General features: G+C 45.5%; 16 protein-coding genes, 5 tRNA genes and 1 other RNA gene. 1 reads left to right on the top strand and 21 read right to left on the bottom strand.

The window, feature by feature from the left end; translation table 11 throughout:
• Positions 1-100: 100 nt before the first annotated feature.
• From OEV42_18400 to serS, 20 genes are all read right to left on the bottom strand, one after another.
• The gene (locus OEV42_18400) at positions 101-703 is read right to left on the bottom strand and encodes an ABC transporter substrate-binding protein (protein ID MDH3976241.1); all 603 of its coding nucleotides are present in this window, start codon (positions 701-703) and stop codon (positions 101-103) included.
• Positions 704-705: 2 nt separating this feature from the next.
• Positions 706-1,530, bottom strand: coding sequence for a VacJ family lipoprotein (locus tag OEV42_18395; GenBank protein ID MDH3976240.1), 825 nt, complete (start codon positions 1,528-1,530; stop codon positions 706-708).
• 8 nt (positions 1,531-1,538) lie between these two features.
• Positions 1,539-3,002, bottom strand: a complete 1,464-nt coding sequence (locus OEV42_18390) for a UbiD family decarboxylase (protein MDH3976239.1) — start codon at positions 3,000-3,002, stop codon at positions 1,539-1,541.
• Between the two features lie 15 nt (positions 3,003-3,017).
• Positions 3,018-3,770, bottom strand: coding sequence for a 7-carboxy-7-deazaguanine synthase QueE (locus OEV42_18385; GenBank protein MDH3976238.1), 753 nt, complete (start codon positions 3,768-3,770; stop codon positions 3,018-3,020).
• A gap of 2 nt (positions 3,771-3,772) precedes the next feature.
• The gene (locus tag OEV42_18380; protein MDH3976237.1) at positions 3,773-4,330 is read right to left on the bottom strand and encodes a DUF366 family protein; all 558 of its coding nucleotides are present in this window, start codon (positions 4,328-4,330) and stop codon (positions 3,773-3,775) included.
• 242 nt (positions 4,331-4,572) lie between these two features.
• Positions 4,573-4,648, bottom strand: a tRNA-Asn gene (locus tag OEV42_18375).
• A gap of 7 nt (positions 4,649-4,655) precedes the next feature.
• The gene (locus OEV42_18370) at positions 4,656-5,243 is read right to left on the bottom strand and encodes a GTPase domain-containing protein (protein ID MDH3976236.1); all 588 of its coding nucleotides are present in this window, start codon (positions 5,241-5,243) and stop codon (positions 4,656-4,658) included.
• A 14-nt stretch (positions 5,244-5,257) separates the two neighbouring features.
• Positions 5,258-5,743 (bottom strand): roadblock/LC7 domain-containing protein, encoded by a 486-nt coding sequence (locus OEV42_18365; protein MDH3976235.1) that lies wholly within the window; start codon positions 5,741-5,743, stop codon positions 5,258-5,260.
• A gap of 265 nt (positions 5,744-6,008) precedes the next feature.
• Positions 6,009-10,667, bottom strand: coding sequence for a 2-oxoacid:acceptor oxidoreductase family protein (locus OEV42_18360; GenBank protein ID MDH3976234.1), 4,659 nt, complete (start codon positions 10,665-10,667; stop codon positions 6,009-6,011).
• A gap of 55 nt (positions 10,668-10,722) precedes the next feature.
• Positions 10,723-11,322, bottom strand: a complete 600-nt coding sequence (gene recR, locus OEV42_18355) for a recombination mediator RecR (protein MDH3976233.1) — start codon at positions 11,320-11,322, stop codon at positions 10,723-10,725.
• Between the two features lie 56 nt (positions 11,323-11,378).
• Positions 11,379-11,693 carry a YbaB/EbfC family nucleoid-associated protein gene (locus OEV42_18350; protein MDH3976232.1) on the bottom strand — a complete coding sequence of 105 codons (315 nt, stop codon included), beginning with the start codon at positions 11,691-11,693 and terminating at the stop codon, positions 11,379-11,381.
• Between the two features lie 14 nt (positions 11,694-11,707).
• Positions 11,708-13,384 carry a DNA polymerase III subunit gamma/tau gene (gene dnaX / locus OEV42_18345; protein MDH3976231.1) on the bottom strand — a complete coding sequence of 559 codons (1,677 nt, stop codon included), beginning with the start codon at positions 13,382-13,384 and terminating at the stop codon, positions 11,708-11,710.
• A 32-nt stretch (positions 13,385-13,416) separates the two neighbouring features.
• An RNA gene (gene ffs, locus OEV42_18340) (signal recognition particle sRNA small type) lies at positions 13,417-13,515 on the bottom strand.
• A gap of 79 nt (positions 13,516-13,594) precedes the next feature.
• Complete coding sequence (tadA, locus tag OEV42_18335) at positions 13,595-14,071, bottom strand: tRNA adenosine(34) deaminase TadA (GenBank protein MDH3976230.1); 477 nt, start codon at positions 14,069-14,071, stop codon at positions 13,595-13,597.
• Positions 14,072-14,094: 23 nt separating this feature from the next.
• Positions 14,095-14,171, bottom strand: a tRNA-Arg gene (locus OEV42_18330).
• A gap of 4 nt (positions 14,172-14,175) precedes the next feature.
• The gene (locus OEV42_18325; GenBank protein MDH3976229.1) at positions 14,176-14,751 is read right to left on the bottom strand and encodes a DUF2155 domain-containing protein; all 576 of its coding nucleotides are present in this window, start codon (positions 14,749-14,751) and stop codon (positions 14,176-14,178) included.
• Between the two features lie 21 nt (positions 14,752-14,772).
• Positions 14,773-14,865 (bottom strand) — tRNA-Ser (locus OEV42_18320).
• Positions 14,866-14,930: 65 nt separating this feature from the next.
• Positions 14,931-15,021 (bottom strand) — tRNA-Ser (locus tag OEV42_18315).
• A gap of 45 nt (positions 15,022-15,066) precedes the next feature.
• Positions 15,067-15,152: transfer RNA gene (locus tag OEV42_18310), tRNA-Ser, on the bottom strand.
• Positions 15,153-15,175: 23 nt separating this feature from the next.
• Positions 15,176-16,456: a serine--tRNA ligase gene (serS, locus tag OEV42_18305; GenBank protein ID MDH3976228.1), complete on the bottom strand. Its 1,281-nt coding sequence runs from the start codon at positions 16,454-16,456 to the stop codon at positions 15,176-15,178.
• 272 nt (positions 16,457-16,728) lie between these two features.
• Here serS and OEV42_18300 point away from each other — a divergent pair, with 272 nt between their 5' ends.
• Positions 16,729-17,250: a shikimate kinase gene (locus OEV42_18300; GenBank protein MDH3976227.1), complete on the top strand. Its 522-nt coding sequence runs from the start codon at positions 16,729-16,731 to the stop codon at positions 17,248-17,250.
• A gap of 611 nt (positions 17,251-17,861) precedes the next feature.
• On the opposite strand, the gene OEV42_18295 is transcribed toward OEV42_18300, so the two are convergent.
• The coding region (locus OEV42_18295; protein ID MDH3976226.1) for an S-methyl-5-thioribose-1-phosphate isomerase at positions 17,862-18,238 on the bottom strand (377 nt) is incomplete at its 5' end.

Genomic DNA, 18,238 nt, shown 5'->3' with positions numbered 1-18,238 from the left:
TACATCTCCGCGCAAACCCTTGATTTCCTTGACCTTGCAAAAAATCCCTCCTTTCCGAATTGAAAACATAGTTTGATTTATTATAGTTTCTGGATGGACACTAGTTATTGACTTCAACACTGCTGAATTCCCCGGGTTTTTTAAGTTTAGCAATAAGGTCCGCAACGGTACCGTCCCGGAGTACACCGTCAAATTGAGACCGGTAGGTCTGAATAATGCTGACGCCTTCAATCTCTACATCGTAAACTTTCCAACGCTCACCAGAGCGGTAAAACTTGTAAAGCATTTCAAGCTTGTTGTCCCTGGAAGCAAGGTAGGTTTTCATATGGACCTTTTTACCAACCGCTTTTGCTTCATCATAGACCATATCTTCATCCGTATAAAGGTCCATTTTTTCCAGGTAGGATTCCTTCATCCGCTTTACAAAGAGCTCTAAATATTCATTCTTTTCATCCTTATTAAGGCCGGGCCAGTGTTTCTTTCCCAGGCTCAGCTTTGCCATAAGTTTAAAATCAAACATTGGATCGACGATTTCAAGGATACCCTCGTTTCGCTGCTTCTTATCGAGATTTTTGTCTCTCAATAAATCAAGCACCTTATCTATTTTTTCCTTTAGCAGTATTTCAACATCACCGGTTTTTCCCGCTGCGGCGGGTGGGCAAAAAACTATTAGAAACAGTATGCAATAAACAAGCTTTTTCATAATCACTCCTTAACCTTCTTTTTTCTGTTCTGCTCGTAGGCATCTCTCAAGAAGGGGTAAAGATCAACGGCATCCTTCTTAAGGCTCTCATATTCACCAATATGCAGTGAAGTATAATTGAGCTTATCATAAGACTTCACAGCAAGTTCGTCAAGGTCTGGTTCAATAAGGCTAACAGGTTCAAGAAAATAGTCCGGAATGAGGCTAATTGAATCTCTAAGATTCGAAGGGCCGAGAATGGGCAATACAACATGAAAACCACTGCCAACACCATAATGGCCGAGAGTCTGTCCGAAATCCTCAGGATAGGCTTCCAGTTCCAGCCAGTCTTTTGCCGGGTCCCAGAGACCCAGTATTCCCACCGTTGAATTAATACAAAAGCGGCTTAATTCCACACCGGCAGCCCTGGCCTTTAACTGGAGCGAGTTATTTATAAATCTGACAGGAAAGAGAAGGTTTTTAAAAAAGCGATTAACAGCCAGGCGCCCTCCTTCGGGAACAACAAACTTGTAACCTTTTGCTACCGGCTTAACCAACCAGAAATAAAACTTGTCGTTAAAGGTTGTCATAACCCTGTTATAACCACTCAGGGGATCAAAGGGTTCATTTTCAGAAGGATCTCCAAATTCATCTTCAAAATTATCAAAGAAATCTTCATCACCAACGTTATCTTGAATATGAACCGCTTCAGAGGGAAAGGAATTAAGAGCAACTTCCACAATAAGCGTACCGTTTTCCCTTACAAAAGCAGAAATATTTTGAGAAGACAATAAAATAAACAGAATTGCAAATAAAATATGAAGCCAACTTTTTTGAAATATTCTCATAAAAAATGCTACTTGCCGGAAAGGCCAAGTTCCTCCCATCTCTCATTTACTCTTTTGACGATCTCTTCAGTCATTTTAATGGGCGTACCCCATTCACGGCTTATTTCAGCGCCCCTTTTATTGGTTGCATCTATACCCATCTTGGAACCTAAAGAATCCAAAGGCGATGCAAAGTCGAGGTAATCAATAGGCGTCCTGTCAACCATAACCGTATCTCGAAGGGGATCAACGCGAGTCGAAAGCGCCCACATAACATCCTTCCATGACCTCACATCAATATCGTCATCAACTACAATAACATACTTGGTATACATAAATTGTCTCAAAAAACTCCAGACACCCATCATAACTCTCCTGGCATGGCCCGCATACTGCTTTTGCATCGAAACAACAGCCATCCTGTAGGAACAGGCTTCCATGGGAAGATGGAAATCGACTATTTCAGGAAAGGCCTGTTTGAGCAGAGGAACGAAAATCTCATTTAGGGCCAGGGCAAGAATGGCCGGTTCATCAGGTGGACGACCGGTAAAGGTAGTATGATAAATGGGATCTTTACGGTGAGTAATGCAGTTAATTTTGAAGACGGGAAATGGCTCAGCTGCGTTATAATAACCCGTGTGATCTCCATAAGGCCCTTCCATGGCCGTCTCCACCATGGAAACTTCACCCTCAAAAATAATCTCGGCTGAAGCAGGCACCTTGAGAGGAACGGTTTTACATTCGACAAGTTCAACTTTTCCCCCACGGAGAAGTCCTCCAAAAGAATATTCAGATAAGGTATCAGGTACAGGTGTTACGGCAGCCAGTATGGTGCCGGGATCTGCCCCAATAGCGACAGCGCAAGGGGTTGCTTTTCCTTTAGCACTCCATTTGGCGTGATGCTGAGCCCCTCCCCTGTGGTGAAGCCAACGCATGATCGTCTTATCCCTGCCCACTACCTGCATGCGGTAAATACCGACATTATGCATTTCCGTATCCGGGTCCTTAGTAACAACAAGGGGCCAGGTAATAAGAGGCGCCGGTTCCCCGGGCCAGCATGACTGGATAGGGAATTGAGCAAGATCAATATCGTCGCCCTTCAAAACTACTTCCTGACAGGATGCTCTGGAGAGCGTTTTGGGCGGCATATTGAGCATCTGTTTGAGTACGGGCAATTTTCCGAGAGCATCTTTAAAGCCTTTAGGCGGCTCGGGCTGTTTAAGATAAGCAAGTAGCTCACCTACCTCCCTCAGTTCTTCAGGCTTTTTCCCCAGCCCCATGGCGACCCTTTCCACGGTACCGAAAAGGTTACCCAGCGCCTTTATTTTGCTCCCCTTCACATTCTCAAAAAGAAGCGCCGGGCCTCCTTCTTCAAGTACTCTTTTCTGGATCTCCGTCATCTCCAGATAAGGATCGACTTCCGCTGCAACCCTGACAAGCTCTCCTTTTTTTTCAAGAAATTTAATAAAATCTCTCAAATCGCTAAAGGCCAATACTACCTCCTTTTATCATAATATGCCCATCATTTTATGTGCCTGAGGAATAATCCTGACATCTTTCAGATAAGATGATGCATAGTCATAAAAACTGAAAAGACAGGATGGCTCCGCCCCTTTTTCCAGACCACCCTCAACGGTGAGGGGCTGGATTACAAAGGGAATATTTTCATCAACTTCTGAAACGAGTTTGGCTGCTCTGACCAATTCATCAATATTCGTACAATCTTTCATCACGGTCTTTACAAATACTTCCTTTTCACTGGCGATTTCAAGGAATTTTTTGTGATTATTCCACTGAGGCGCTATCCCTGCCGTTTCAGGCAATTTAATATCCATCGATATAATATCTGCATATTTAATAATGCTTGCAAGCTCATCGCAAAGGGTGCCGTTCGTTTCCAGATAGACGGGAACAGCGCCCTTTAAAAGCTTAAGAAATTTTTTAATAAAAGGTGCATAAATCAGAGGTTCTCCTCCAGTCAGGCTCATGGAATGATGAAATTGTTTTTTTAAAAGAAACTTTTCTGCAATTGCCACTAGCTTTTCAGCAGATAAGGGATTGTCTATTTCGTCGAACTCGCCCGATCCGGAATCCCATTCCACGAGACATTTCTTAACACTTGAGTCCTCGACAGGCGTATCACAGTAACCGCACTTTAAGTTACAGGAAGCAAAGCGAATAAAAAGCTGTCTTTTCCCGATATATATCCCTTCTCCCTGAATAGACGAAAATATTTCAACAAGACTGGCAGTGTCTTTCAAAATTACTCTACACCTCTAACCTTACAGCGGGCAATTCTTATACCCTCCATTTCCTTTTTGAATTTTTCCATAACGGAATGAGCAAAGGGAGGGGCATCTATTCCATAATCTTTGAGCCCTTTAACCTTTACAGGAGCAAAGTCCGAAACAATATTAACACCGGCATGTATCATCGTTGAAACAGTGGTAGCGGTAGCGATTGAAACCGTCACTTTATGATCCCCTTCATAAATATCGTCACCAATCCGGATCACTTTCGTATCCGATCTCAGCCTGATTTCTTCTTTAATAATAGCCATAAGAAGTCTCTGCCTTAAAATAGTTTTCTCAAGGTCATTATCAAAAAACTCGGCAATAAAGTGGAGCATATCATCGCTGTATATGTCGGACTCAGTCTTGGCATCAGCCAGATCAACGAGATCGGACGCAGCAACGTCACAAATACCGCAAAAGGCAATAATCGAGTCTCCTTCCACATCAAAATCCTTGTAGGCAAAGTGAGACTTCAGTTCCTTACCCGTATATTTAATACGTTCTTCTATAAACCTGATTTGAATCATAATGTCATGTACTCCATAGCAATGCCTATTTATTAACACAAATAAGAAATAAACTCAAAGGAAAGTAGAAATTTTATATCATAAGAATTGAAGTCCAGATTCACTGGTTAACATTAGACAACCAAGTGGGAACTATTTTAATTAAGCAGGAAAAAGATCGGTTTGTAATTCTATTTCAAAAAAGCAACAGCAAAGAACAAATAAAAAAGCCAAGGCAAATGCCCTGGCTTTTTTTTCATTTTTGGCTCCCCGGGCCGGACTCGAACCAGCGACAAGGTGGTTAACAGCCACCTGCTCTACCGACTGAGCTACCGGGGAACAAAAATTAATGACTCTTCTTAAGTTCTATCAATACAAGTTTGGAAATGGCCTTTAACGTTTCGAAAACCCCTTCACCGGTAGCGGCACAGGCTTCAAAATCCGGAACCCCGCCAGGATTCAATAATTTTTTTAATTCATCAACAGGCGCTGCATTTGGCAAATCCCTTTTATTATATTGAATGACAAAGGGAACCTTATCAAGATCAAAACCCTGTTCCTTAAGATTAATTTTAAGGTTATCAAGGCTCTCTATATTTGCTTCCATTCTTTCTACCTGTGAATCTGCAACAAAGACAACGCCATCGACACCCTTGAGAATCAACTTTCTGCTGGCATCGTAAAATACCTGCCCAGGTACAGTGTAGAGGTGAAAACGCGTTTTAAAACCTCTTATTTCGCCAAGCGACAGGGGAAGAAAATCGAAGAAAAGCGTTCTTTCCGTCTCTGTAGCCAGGGAAATCATCTTTCCTTTAGCATCGGGGTTGGTTTTACCATAGACATGCTGAAGGTTTGTTGTCTTCCCGCAAAGGCCAGGGCCGTAGAAAACGATTTTACAGTTGATCTCTCTTGAAGAGTAATTTATAAACGACATATAGGCAGCATCCTTTAACTAAAGAGATTATCTATGTCGTCATCGGTAATTTCCGCAAAAGGCGACTCACCTGCTGCTGCTTCACTTTCAGCTTTTTTGGCCAATGCTTCAAATATCTTGGCCAACTCATCACTTGCCTTTTTAACCCTCAATCTGACCAGTCCCAGTGAAGATCTCTGATCAAAGATGACAACAAGTATAACCCGCCCGCCAACGATGGTAATGTGGATGTTATCTCTTTCACCCTCATGGAACTGGATAGAGAATTCCTTTTCGCCGAGCAATTTGGCGAGACCGCCTGTAGCCGCAATGTTACCGGCCGTTAGCGAAGCAAGTGAGGTCGCGTCGAGACCTTCCGTCTCTCCACTGCTCGAAATAAGCTGACCGTTTTTATCAACAACAAACACAACTTTGGCATTTGCCTCTTTGTTGAGCTTATCGATGATCGCATTTACTTGCTTGGATTCCTCCTCATACATCACCAATTGAGGATTCGCCATAACTAACCTCTCCTTATCTTATAAAAGCATTCACAGTTGGGAATAGTAGCAGATGAACCTTCAAATGGCAACTTTTTTTTATTCAATATTCTGCCTATAGCTCAGGATTCTCACTCATGGCCTTGATAGGGCGCCACCTGCTGTCAACTCCCTTTTCAATCGACTCCAGAAGCGCTTTATTTTCAGCTTTACAAAGGGCTGCACAGAAAAACAACCGGCTTCCCGTATTTATCTATCCCTACTTATCTATCATGCACAATGATGATTATAGGGTAATTTCTTCAACGCTGATCTTTCCTGCTTCATAATCTTTCAGAAGCGCTTTCTGGGCTTCGTAGTCGGTATTTTTTATACCAGCCAGGCTTTGCAACATACGCCAGCTTTTGCGTCGCTCCACACAGAAGAGGACCATCTGTCTGCTGATTCCATGCTTCCGGAACGTCCCATCAGATTGCTCCACCTCAATATAAACTCCCTTTTCAGGAATAAACGAGCGATGGGTCGTATCGAGGAAGTTCCTCTGATGAATATCCTGCTGGGTAATTCTTAGCAGGATATCATCAAGATGGGTCAGCGAATCTGCAGCCTCTGCCTTAACCTTGAAGAAGTGACGGCGGAAACGCGCCTCTGTTGTTGCCCAGTGGGCCACAGTATAGTTATATTTAGCCTTAGTCGGCTTTACAGTTTTTACGTACCAGTCATTACCAACAGAAGGGTTCCCTTTAATGCTAAGTGTTTCCTGCATACTTTCACCACCGGCCGGGTTATAGACAAACTCCGGCAGACCTCGACTATCACGGGCAAGCTGCGCCTGAACAGTAGAAAGAGCATCACCAACACCATGCTCCGGTTGACAAGTTGTATAGGCCTGAATAAAGCCCATCCCCCGGTAGTCAAGGGCCTCAAGGATGGTCCTGTACAGGTTTACGGCATTCGCCATAGAGATCTGAGCCAGGAAGGGACTTCCATGACCGGAAAAGAAAGATTCGGCAATTCCCTTCTTCTCTGTTAGTTTACCTTCTGATCCCGCACCATACTGGTTCATATCGAATCCGCCAGTCATGACAGAACTATCAGAGTTCTGACCACCCGTATTTGAATAAACCTGCGTATCGAGAAGGAGAATTTTTACATTCGGACGGTTCTGGAGAACAACCTTGGAGCAGTTCTGGAAACCAATATCACCCATACCACCGTCACCACCAACAGCCCAGACTTTTGGAAGTTCCCTGATTTCCTGAGCCGTCATATTGTTATCACTGAAATGGGTAAAGGTAAAGTAGTCTTTCTCCGTAAAAGGCTTAGATTCATCGGCCATAATAATGTTGGAGAGCCGCTCAGGAATAACAGAGCGTCTCGCATGGTTCAGCATAAATCCTTCACCGACAAGCCAGGCTACCGTTGCTCCATCCTGAAAGAGGAAGTTCATCCATGGATAAGGATGGGGTGTATTGGGAGGCGTTGAACCATAGACGGTATTACATCCCGTATTGGCTGACATGGCCATTGTACACATACCATTGAAGCCCTGTCCGTCAATGACCTGCAGGTCCTTGTGGTTGAAAGCATCCTGACGAAGGATAGTGATGAGCCCATCGATGATCGTAGAATCATCACCATCAAACTCTCCTTCGATACGGGCCGCCGTATCCTTGTCATTCTCTCCACCATAGCCCATAATAACATGGAGAACGGTATCTCTGAGATAACGATAGCTTTCAAGGCTATCCTTTTTCATCTGTTCTAACCTGCCAAGACCGTCCTGTTCCAGATTATCGGCCAGCGCATTAAGACGATCCGCTTTGGCATGATAGAGAGGCCTCATGTAAGCTTCGGTCAGAGAAGTAACAGATCTTAAGATTGTCTTTTCACCGCAACCGGCACAGGCGCCATCACCGGAAAGGAGAGACTGGTAGTTACTCTGAACCATGAAGTGATTCTGGAGTGCCGCCGCCTTGGATTCCATGGGTGATTTTGCATCAAAGAGTCCGAGATATTTTTGCGGCGTATCGGGAAGAAGTTTTAGAAACTTTTCAGCCGTAAGATGCTTTCCGTTAATTTCCGGTGTCTCTTCCACCATCTCGAGCGCATTGTGATCACCGCATTCGATAACGCACTCGCCACACCCCTTACAGAGGTCGGAAACAAAAATAGAAAAAAGGCCTCCTGCCCCGGGTTCTTTCTTCTCCTTACCACTAAAGATCTGTTTAACGTTCTTATAGGCAAGGGGCAGATCATCGACGATCTCTTCAAGCTGCTTAAGCGCTTCTGCGCCCTGTTCCTTTTCGGAAGAAAACCACTCATCCTTTTCAGCCCAGGCTGCAAATTCGGCCCTTGCAATCTCGGCAACACTCTTGACAGGCCCTTCCTTCTTTGCCGCCTCTTCAATCATCACCTTACGCATTGCCTCACTGACGGGCACTGCCGCCTCAAGCAGACGCTTTCTTGCCTCGTCATTATCAACGTAGTTCTGTACTGCCTTGATCATGACAGTCGAGATATCCTGAGCCGTATTGGGAAGTGCCGTATCGGGACAGGAGTTGATACAGGCCATACACTGGGTACAGTTTTCGGGAATAAACTTAGGAACCAGCCGGCGTGAAACATACTTGCTCGCCGTATCACCCGTACCTGCAGCAATAACGCCTGTTGCCATAAAAGGTGTGGCCGCCTGATCATAGCCCTTACCGGACTTAAATTCATCATCAAATGTCTTGCGCTGGTGCATTGGAATGCGCTCATGGTCCTTCGGCTTTTCCACCCTTTTTGGCTCAATGAGATTGGTTCTCATGCTGGAGGTATCAGGCGCATCAACGGAGCCGTGGGGGATTTCTCTAACCTGAGAAAAACCGGCCGACATAACCTTCATGTTGGACTCAACAACAGCCTTTCCAAAGCGGCCGAACTTATGCTCGTACTGCTTCCGCACCATGCCGAGGAATTCTTCATCAGGAATATTATTATCCTTCAGGAAGGTAGAAACAGCAAAGAAAGCGCCGAGAAGCGAGTTCCCCTGCATTCTGTACTGGAGGTCTTCACGGTCCGTCGCCTCTGCAGCAATTTTAAAACCATTAAGGACATGGACTTTAATATTCTTGTCAATAATTTCCTGACGATACTGCTTCGGAATACGCTCCCAGACCCTGGCATCATCAGTCTCATTTGACTCCCAGAGAAATGCGCCATTTTCAGTAAGCCCCTGAAGTGGGTTCGTGTGAGTAAAGGCCTTGGGATCACAACAAAGAACAACGTTAACATGCCTTAAATCACAGTTGACACGGATTCGTTCCGGTGCAACAACGAGAAAATAGTTAGTTGGCGCCCCTTTCTTTTCAGACCCATACTTCGGGTTAGCGCTAACATGCAATACCTCTTCAACGGCGCCTGTTTCTGCATCAACCCTGTTATCACGCCGCCCAATATAATCACTGAGCTGTCCAAAAATTTCACCCAGGTTTTTCCCCGTCGTAATGGCACCCCATCCACCAATGGAATGGAAGCGGGTTGCAATGGCGCCTTCAGGAAGCAGACTGGGAGTATTATCACTGTTTACCGCATAGGGATGGTCAATACCTACATAGAAGAGATTTTCATTATGGGCAGCTGTTTTTCCATCCTGCCTTGCGCGACCGCCCGTAACAAACTCCCAGGCGCCAAAAACATTTTCAGGACGGAAATCTCTGGACCCCATACCATAGACACCATTAAAAATTCTCGGCAATGAAGAAATCTTACCTTTCTTGAACGCACTGTAGAGAGCACTGCGGATATCACGGGCCAGAACATTTTCAGTCGCCAGCTGGTCATCACCACGCTCCATAACAATAATGTTCTTCTTGTTGCCAAGGGCCCTGACAATAGCCTCTGCAGGAAAAGGGCGAAGGACGTTAACATGAACAACACCGGCATTTTCACCTTTTACTTCTTTCAGGTAGTCACTTGCCGCTTCAATATTTTCCGCAGAAGAACCGAGGGATACGAAAACCGTATCGGCGTCTTCCGTATTGTGCTCACTGATAAGGCCATAGTTACGGCCTGTCAGCTTGCCAAATTCTTCATAGGCCTCTTCAAGGAAACCAAGAATATGCTCAACAAAAGCATAACGTCTTGCAGAAACACCCTGCATGTAATGCTCCTGGTTTTGAACAGGACCTAAAATAGCAGGGCTCTTAAGGTCAAAGCACTCGGGCACTCTCCGCCGTGTCGGCCCAAAGAGTTCTTTCTGGGCATTTGTCGGGCATTCGATAATATCATCAGCTCTACCCAGATATTCCCGAATCAGATCCGCCTCAGGAACAAGGAAAGTCCTTTCAAGGTGGGAAGTTAAAAATCCGTCCTGCGCATTGATGCCTGGAGTCAGCGCCTTTTCAGTAACTTTTCTCAAAATAAGTGCCTGGTCGGAGGCCTGCTGGGCATCTTTGGCAAAGAGAACAATCCAGCCTGTGTCGAGCGCGGCATAGACATCTTCATGTCCGCAATGAACGTTTAAGGCATGCTTGGTGATTGCTCTGGCGGAAACCTGAAGAACCATAGTTGATAACTTGCCGGGAGCATGGTAGTACTGCTCAACACCATACAAAATCCCCTGACCGGAGGTAAAGTTAACAACCCTTTTACCGGTAAGTGACATGGCAATGGCGCCACCTTGTGCTGAATGCTCACCTTCAGTTTCAATAGCGACTTTTTGATTACCAAAGACATTAAGCTCACCCTGGGCAAAGCTGAGTTGGTAGAGTTCGCCCATCTCGGTGCTGGGTGTAATGGGATAAAAGATACCTGCATCAGACAACCTTGCTTCCGTATAGTAAGAAACGAGTTGATTCCCGTTCGTTGTGGTCCGGGTACCCTGATATTTAGGTTTTTCAGCAGATCCCCTGGTTTTTTCCTCTTTAATTTTTTCAGCAGTAGAGCTTTCTAGACTCATTATGGCTTCTCTCCTTATCTCTTATAAAAACTTGCAGTTCTTTTATATAAATTTTCTATATTAGTCTTCGTCCTTCCAGTGCCTTTGAAACCGTTGCCTCATCAAAGTATTCAAGTTCCCCCCCCATGGGTAAACCCTGAGCAAGCCTGGTCACCTTAACACCAAAAGGCTTTAACAATTTTGCCACATAAAGGGCTGTCGTTTCACCCTCGACTTTCGGATTTGTAGCCATAATAACTTCTTCGACCCCGCCGGCAACAACTCTCTCAACGAGACTTTCGATCTTGAGATCTTCAGGACCGATACCGTCCAGAGGTGACAACACGCCATGCAGAACATGATATCTGCCTCTAAACTCCCCGGTCTTTTCTATGGCTGCCACATCCTGCGGCCCTTCAACAACACAGACAACCTTGCTATCTCTTGTCTCATTATAGCAGATAGCGCAAACATCAGAGTCGCTGATATTAAAACAGACAGTGCAGAGTCGCACCTTTTCTTTCACAGCCAGAATGGATTCGGATAAGGAGTGAACATCTTCAGGGGAAGATCTCAGTATATGAAGCGCAAGCCTTGTCGCTGTCTTCTCACCAACTCCTGGAAACTTCGACAGCTCCCTTATTAACCTCTCAATCGCTTTTGCAAAAATGGCCATCCACTGTCTTTTTAGTAATATGAAATAACAGAAAAGTACCTCAAAAGTCAACCAATTTAGAACAATCCCGGTATTTTCATCCCGCCGGCAAGTTTGCTCATTTCGGCGGCTACTTCTTCCTGAGATCTTTTCATCGCTTCATTCACGGCAGCAATGATAAGATCCTGCAACATTTCAATGTCAGAAGGATCTACCACATCTTCTTCCAGCTTAAGGGACAAAAGCTGCTGTTTACCATTGACAACGGCAGTCACCATCCCGCCACCGGATGTGGCTTCCGTTGTTTTTTTAGCGGCTTCATCCTGTAATTTAGTCATCTGCTCCTGCATCTTCTGGGCCTGCTTCAGCATACCCGACAATCCTTTAGCCATATTGCCTCCATACCTTATTCATTAATATTCTTTTCCGTTTTAATCTCTTCTATTTTTCCTTTAAAAACCTCTAAAGATTCAAGAACAACAGGGTGCTCTGCCGCCTCTTTCTTCAATTTTCGGCTTAAATCAGATTCCTTTTTTTTTTGCTCCTCATGAATCGAGTTTATCTTTTCTACGCTTTTCTCAAGAGCCCTCACATCGACGGCCCTCTCTTCGCCGAAATACTCCTTGCAAAAGGCTTTTAGTACCTCCGATTCATCTTTCACCTTCTCACGGGAAAAATCATTTTCCGGAGCCAGGACAATGGTCTTCTCATCCATACTGATTAAGTGGGAATGTTCCAGGATGGGACCGAGGACGGCCTTTTTAGTTTTTACAAAGGCGACAAAACCCTTCCAATCCTTGCCGGAAGGCCCTTTCGCAGGGGAGGAGACATAGGCTTCTTCAACACTTCTTGCCCGGGGGAGCTTCTCTTCAGGAACTTCCTGCGGCGCTTTATTTCTCTCAGGTGAGGGAGGAGATACAGGTCTGTCAGGCAGCGGGTCGCCTTGCCCACCACCGTTCCTGGAAAGGTTAATTAGCTCCTCTATAGCCACAAGGGATTCGAGCGTCGTCATTTTAAGAAGAAGCATCTCAAAAGATATTTTCGGATGAAGCGACCTGACCACATTATCAAGCCCCCTGGCCATAACATCGAAATAGAGATAGAGGTTTTCAACGGCAACATTTTCGGAAACCTTCTTCATCACATCAACTTCATCGTCCGTTGATTCAATAAGGGTTTTATCTCCCGGAGCAACCCTGACAACGGCAAGATTACGAAAGTAGCCGAGCAACGCTTTGCCAAACTCTTTTACATCCCAGCCAAAATTGAAAAGGCGCTCCACCACCTGCAGGGCTTTTCTGCAATCTTTTTCGATAATGGCGCTTGCCGCCTCCTGGACAAGGGCCATATCAATCACACCAAGGACATCAATAACATCTTCATCGCTTACTTTCCTGCCTGAAAAGGAGATCACCTGGTCAAGCAGGCTCTGGGCATCCCTCATTCCTCCATCAGCCTCTCTTGCTATCACCATGAGTGACTTTTCGCTGATTTCGACGCCTTCTTCAGAAACGATCCTGTTCAACCTGTCAAAGATAATTTTTATAGGGATTCTTTTAAAATCGAACCTTTGGCACCGGGAAAGAATGGTTCCGGGAATTTTATGAGGCTCCGTCGTTGCAAATATGAAAATAACATGAGGGGGAGGCTCTTCCAATGTTTTGAGAAGCGCATTGAAAGCGCTCGTTGAAAGCATGTGCACTTCATCGATGATGTACACCTTTTTACGGCAAAGCGAGGGAAGGTAATTGACGCTTTCCTTAAGTTCCCTCACATCATCGACACCCGTATTGGAAGCACCGTCTATTTCATGGACATCGACGGCGCTGCCGCCAGATATCTCCTTGCAGGGCCCGCACTGGTTACAGGGTTCCGTCGTCGGCCCCGACTCACAATTAAGCGCCTTGGCCAGAATCCTGGCGGCAGAGGTTTTTCCAACCCCTCTTGCACCGGTAAAAAGATAAGCATGAGCCACCCTCTCGCTGCTGATGGCATTTTTTAAAGTTCTGGTAACATGCTCCTGCCCCACAATATCATCAAAGCTCCGGGGCCTCCATTTTCTGGCAAGAACGAGATAGGACATTTTTTCAACCTCAACAAAAAACGGTTATTATTGATAGCTGGACTGGTCTGCGTCACCCAGAGTCTGACGCTACCGCTGCTTCCTTCCGGACCTGACGGGGTTTACATCTCTCTGCCGCGCAGGGCCCAGCTATCAACAATAACCGTCCTTAACTAGCACATCTTTTAATATCGACATTGCAGAAATCAAAAAGCGGCTACCCCCTGTTTTCTATCTGCAACTCTTTCTGGTATCTCTTAGTTCTTTAAAAAATCGCTTAAGCATACCGCTGCATTCGGCAGCCCTTACGCCGGATGTAACAAGAACTTTATGGTTAAGCCGCTCTTCGGCTGCAATGTTATACAAAGAACCTACAGCCCCGCTTTTGGGATCGAAACAACCAAAAACCAGCCTTTCAATCCTTGCCAGGACAATTGCCCCTATACACATGGTGCAGGGTTCCAGGGTAACATAAAGTGTCGCACCTGACAGGCGCCAGCTTTCTATGTGAGATGTTGCTTCCCGGATGGCAACCATCTCGGCGTGAGAGGTGGGGTCACACTCTTTTTCTACCCTGTTTCTCCCCCTGCCAAAAACCTCGCCCTTTGAAACGATAAGGGCTCCGACGGGAACCTCACCCTCTGAAAAAGACTTTCGGGCTTCATCAAGGGCCAGCCCCATGTAATAGTGATCTTCTTCCTGCAATATGATTAACTCTGGTGCGGAAAAAATGGCGCGCCCTGAGAGATTCGAACTCCCGACCTACTGATTCGTAGTCAGTTGCTCTATCCAGCTGAGCTAAGGGCGCATAATTATCTTTTATCTGCCGCTACCCCTTCGACGAGAGTAAGGCTGTACCTGGAATGCGTAAAGGCATGTGTCGTTGGGTAAAGAGAAAAAAGCCAACCTTTGAATATCTGCCTCTCTCCATCGAAAACCTCAATTTGTGCAGCCGGGTTTTCAAGCTCGTTCGACCTCGATGTTATTTCATGACCATCCATCTGAAAAGCAGGCAGAAAGCTGACTGCCTTGATCCTCAGGCTGGTCCCGGCAATTTCCTTCTCCTCACCGATAGCTATTTGAAGCGTCTTTTTTTTAGCTCTTCCAAGGTAGCCAACTTCGATCCTGATTGCTGCCCAGGCAGAACGGATGTCTTCGGGAATCGTAACGACCGAAGGCAGCGGAAGAGACGTTTTTTGCTCCAGCTTTACTTCTGCCCTCTGAAGTGGCTTTTCGGGAAGGGATTTCTCTTCCCTGTCAGAACATCCCGTTATGGAAAGAAGAAATAGTCCGGAAAATAAAAGAGCGTCTAAACAAACACTGCTGTTTTTGCCTGGGATCACATACCCCCTTTGCCACCGGGAAAATCCGGTAAATTTCCTTACCACTCAAGCCCCCTGCCAACTTAGTGGCGGAGAGGGAGGGATTCGAACCCTCGGTACATCTTTCGACATACACTCGCTTAGCAGGCGAGCTCCTTCGGCCAACTCGGACACCTCTCCAGGCAAATTTTAAATTTTCCAAACCAGGCTTTTATCCCAAGGGAAACCTTCCCTGCCCTGAAACATGGCGGAGAGGGAGGGATTTGAACCCTCGGTACCCGGTTAGAGTACACACGCTTTCCAGGCGTGCTCCTTCGACCACTCGGACACCTCTCCGGGCTTTTCATAAAAAAGAAACCTGATTCCAGCCAAAAAACAAAATGGCGGAGGAGGTAGGATTCGAACCCACGGAACTTTCGTTCAACGGTTTTCAAGACCGCCGCCTTCAACCACTCGGCCACTCCTCCACAATTGCACTATGTAAAAGAACCTAAGTAACTTTTTCCAGCATTGCCATTCCCCCCATATAAGGCCTTAGCGCTTCCGGAATAACAACCCTTCCGTCTTCCTGCTGGTAATTTTCCAGAATTGCCAGCAGGGTTCGCCCCACAGCAAGCCCGGAACCATTCAGCGTATGCAAATAAGCGGTTTTCTTCTCTCCCCGGGGACGACACCTTATACCGGCACGCCTCGCCTGAAAATCCTCAAAGTTGCTGCACGACGAAATTTCCCTGTAGCATTCCTGCCCGGGAAGCCAGACTTCAATATCGTAAGTCTTGGCAGATGAAAAACCGATATCACCGGTGCATAGATTAACAACTCTGTAGGGAAGTTTCAACCTTTTTAAAACCTCTTCTGCATCTGCAAGCAACTTTTCCAGTTCATCGTAAGAATTTTCAGGGCTCACAAATTTTACGAGTTCCACCTTGTTAAACTGATGCTGTCTTATAAGCCCCCTCGTATCCTTGCCATAGGAACCCGCCTCGCTCCTGAAACATGGCGTATAAGCGGTAAAACACCTGGGCAACTCCTCTGCTTCAAGGATTTCTCCCCGGAAAATATTCGTAACAGGAACTTCAGCCGTCGGAATAAGATAATAATCGAACCCTTCCAGCTGGAAAAGATCTTCCTTGAATTTGGGAAGCTGCCCCGTGCCGGTCATGGATTCGCTATTAACAATGAAGGGAGGAAGCACCTCTTCATAGCCATGTTCCGATTGATGCAGATCGAGCATAAAGTTAATGAGCGCCCTCTCTAAACGGGCCCCGCCGCCCCGATAAAGGGTAAATCGTGCACCCGTTATTTTTGCACCCCGTTCAAAATCAAGGATTCCAAGGGTTTCGCCGATTTCCCAGTGAGGTCTGGCCTTAAAAGTAAATCCGGTTTTTTCACCCCACACCCTTATTTCCACATTATCCTTCTCGTCTTTCCCGACAGGAACAGATCCGTGAGGCACATTAGGAACAGTTAAAAGCAGGGCATGAAGTTTTTCATCGATTTGAGAGAGCTTTGGATCTATCGCCTTGATCCGGGCAGAAACTTCCTTCATTTCCGCCATGAGGGGAGTTGCATCCCCCTTTTCCTTCTGCAAGCGCCCGATTTCACGGGAGGCCTTGTTTCTTTTTTCCTTAAGGCTGTCCGCTTCAGCAACGAGATCCCGTCTTTCTTCGTCAAGCGCCTTTATTTCATCGAGCTTACAAGCCCCGCCTCTTGTGGCGAGTTTTTTTTCGGCTGCATCCCAGTTTTCCCTGAGATACCTCAGATCGAGCATTAATTAACTGCCTTTAAAATAGTCTGTTAAAACAGAAATAAATACCACTAACGACAACAAATAGTCAATCACTTTTTATGCGAACAGTGAATCATCTGGAAGAAGATCATGACTCATAACCAATCAACAGAACATTAAAAGAGACAGTGATTCCCAAAGCTGACACACATCCCATCAGAATAGCGCTTTTTTATTTTAAATCGGCAGCGCATGAAATATACTCCTAACAAGGGAGACAAAAAAATGAACCCGGCAAGGGAGCGCCCGGCAAAATGAGGAAATTCAAGGAGACTGCCAACATCATTCTAACAGGAATGCCCGGCACAGGTAAAAGCACTGTCGGTGAGATCCTGGCCAAAAGCCTGATGAGACCTTTTATAGACACGGACCTGCTCATTCAATCGGGTGAAGGAAAAAGACTCGGGGAAATCATCTCTCATTCAGGAATGAAACACTTCCTGGCCCTTGAAGAAAAATATGTAATGGCTATTGGCGCTACATCATCAGTCATTTCTACAGGAGGAAGCGTCATCTACAGCTTAAAGGCAATGAATAAACTGGCATCATCGGGCCTTATCGTTCACCTCGATCTCAATCTTCAGAAGATAAAAGAACGCTTTTCCTGCATGAATGAAAGAGGCGTGGCAAGGATTCCGGGGCAAAGCATGGAGAGCCTGTACGAAGAAAGGCTCCCCCTTTACAAAAACCATTCAGACCTGTCTCTTGATTGCAACAACCTGTCACCCGGAGAAATTATGGATAAAATACTGCCGGCAATAAAAAACCTTTCCTAAAGGGGTAAGAACATTTTTTTTGAAAATTCCTCCCCGGCAAGCAACCTGAAACAGCGCCCGTTTCAACAACAAACAATGTTTCAAAAAAGAAACACCCTGTATCTGATTGATTTAAAAAGCATTTTTCCCGCCCCCCTCAACAAGAAGCAATTTTGTTTCATCAACGAAACATATACACAAAAGAAAAAAACAATAAAGCCATAACACGGAAACCTTACGAACCCGGCAAACCGCTGTTTTTATTGCCTTTTTACACACTAAAAAAACCTGGCACGCTTCATGCTAAATAACTTAAGAAAAAAAGGAGGCAATGACTATGAGAGAAATGATCTTAACTTCAAAAATTCTGGGGACCATTTTCAGCCTGGCCCTTATCATTGCCCTTATCCTTTAAAAGAAGGAGACGCTAATGAACGAGCTAATCTTAACTTCAAAAGTACTCGGCCTCATATTCAGCCTTATACTCATCATCGGGATTAACATTTAAAGCTGAACAAGGCACACCCTAAACACACCTCAACCAGTGTGGGACTTTACAGTCCCACACCCTCCTTTTTATGGGAGACGAGAGTCTCCCATAACTTTTTTATCACTGCAAAATAAATTACAAGCTAATCCTTCACAAATAAATCCTTAAGTCCTTTTTCGCAGTCCCCTTTAACAACACCCTTTTCAGTAATAATGGCCGTCACCAGTTCATTGGGAGTCACATCAAAGGCGGGATTCAATACAGCAACCCCTTCAGGCGTAATCATTTTATCTTTAATGTGTGTCACCTCTTTTGGCGTCCTCTCCTCGATGGGAATAAAACTGCCGTCAGAAATATTCATATCAATTGTCGAAAGCGGCGCAGCCACATAAAATGGGATTGAATGCCTCTTTGCCAGCACTGCTACCATATAGGTTCCGATCTTGTTGGCAACATCACCGTTAGCGGCTATCCTGTCGGCCCCGACAACGACAGCATCGATATCCCCTTTTTTCATAA

This window comes from Deltaproteobacteria bacterium (genome assembly GCA_029860075.1).
Lineage (GTDB): Bacteria > Desulfobacterota > JADFVX01 > JADFVX01 > JADFVX01 > JAOUBX01.
The sequence above is the reverse complement of the archived record's forward strand: the minus strand, read 5'-3'. Positions and strand labels throughout refer to the sequence as shown.

Bases quoted from the DNA above. Each gene is read 5' to 3' on its own strand.
- OEV42_18400 (MDH3976241.1), bottom strand. From the start codon at position 703: ATGAAAAAGCTTGTTTATTGCATACTGTTTCTAATAGTTTTTTGCCCA.
- OEV42_18395 (MDH3976240.1), bottom strand. From the start codon at position 1,530: ATGAGAATATTTCAAAAAAGTTGGCTTCATATTTTATTTGCAATTCTG.
- OEV42_18380 (MDH3976237.1), bottom strand. From the start codon at position 4,330: ATGATTCAAATCAGGTTTATAGAAGAACGTATTAAATATACGGGTAAG.
- OEV42_18370 (MDH3976236.1), bottom strand. From the start codon at position 5,243: ATGTCGTTTATAAATTACTCTTCAAGAGAGATCAACTGTAAAATCGTT.
- OEV42_18365 (MDH3976235.1), bottom strand. From the start codon at position 5,743: ATGGCGAATCCTCAATTGGTGATGTATGAGGAGGAATCCAAGCAAGTA.
- OEV42_18360 (MDH3976234.1), bottom strand. From the start codon at position 10,667: ATGAGTCTAGAAAGCTCTACTGCTGAAAAAATTAAAGAGGAAAAAACC.
- recR (MDH3976233.1), bottom strand. From the start codon at position 11,322: ATGGCCATTTTTGCAAAAGCGATTGAGAGGTTAATAAGGGAGCTGTCG.
- OEV42_18350 (MDH3976232.1), bottom strand. From the start codon at position 11,693: ATGGCTAAAGGATTGTCGGGTATGCTGAAGCAGGCCCAGAAGATGCAG.
- dnaX (MDH3976231.1), bottom strand. From the start codon at position 13,384: ATGTCCTATCTCGTTCTTGCCAGAAAATGGAGGCCCCGGAGCTTTGAT.
- serS (MDH3976228.1), bottom strand. From the start codon at position 16,456: ATGCTCGATCTGAGGTATCTCAGGGAAAACTGGGATGCAGCCGAAAAA.
- OEV42_18300 (MDH3976227.1), top strand. From the start codon at position 16,729: ATGAGGAAATTCAAGGAGACTGCCAACATCATTCTAACAGGAATGCCC.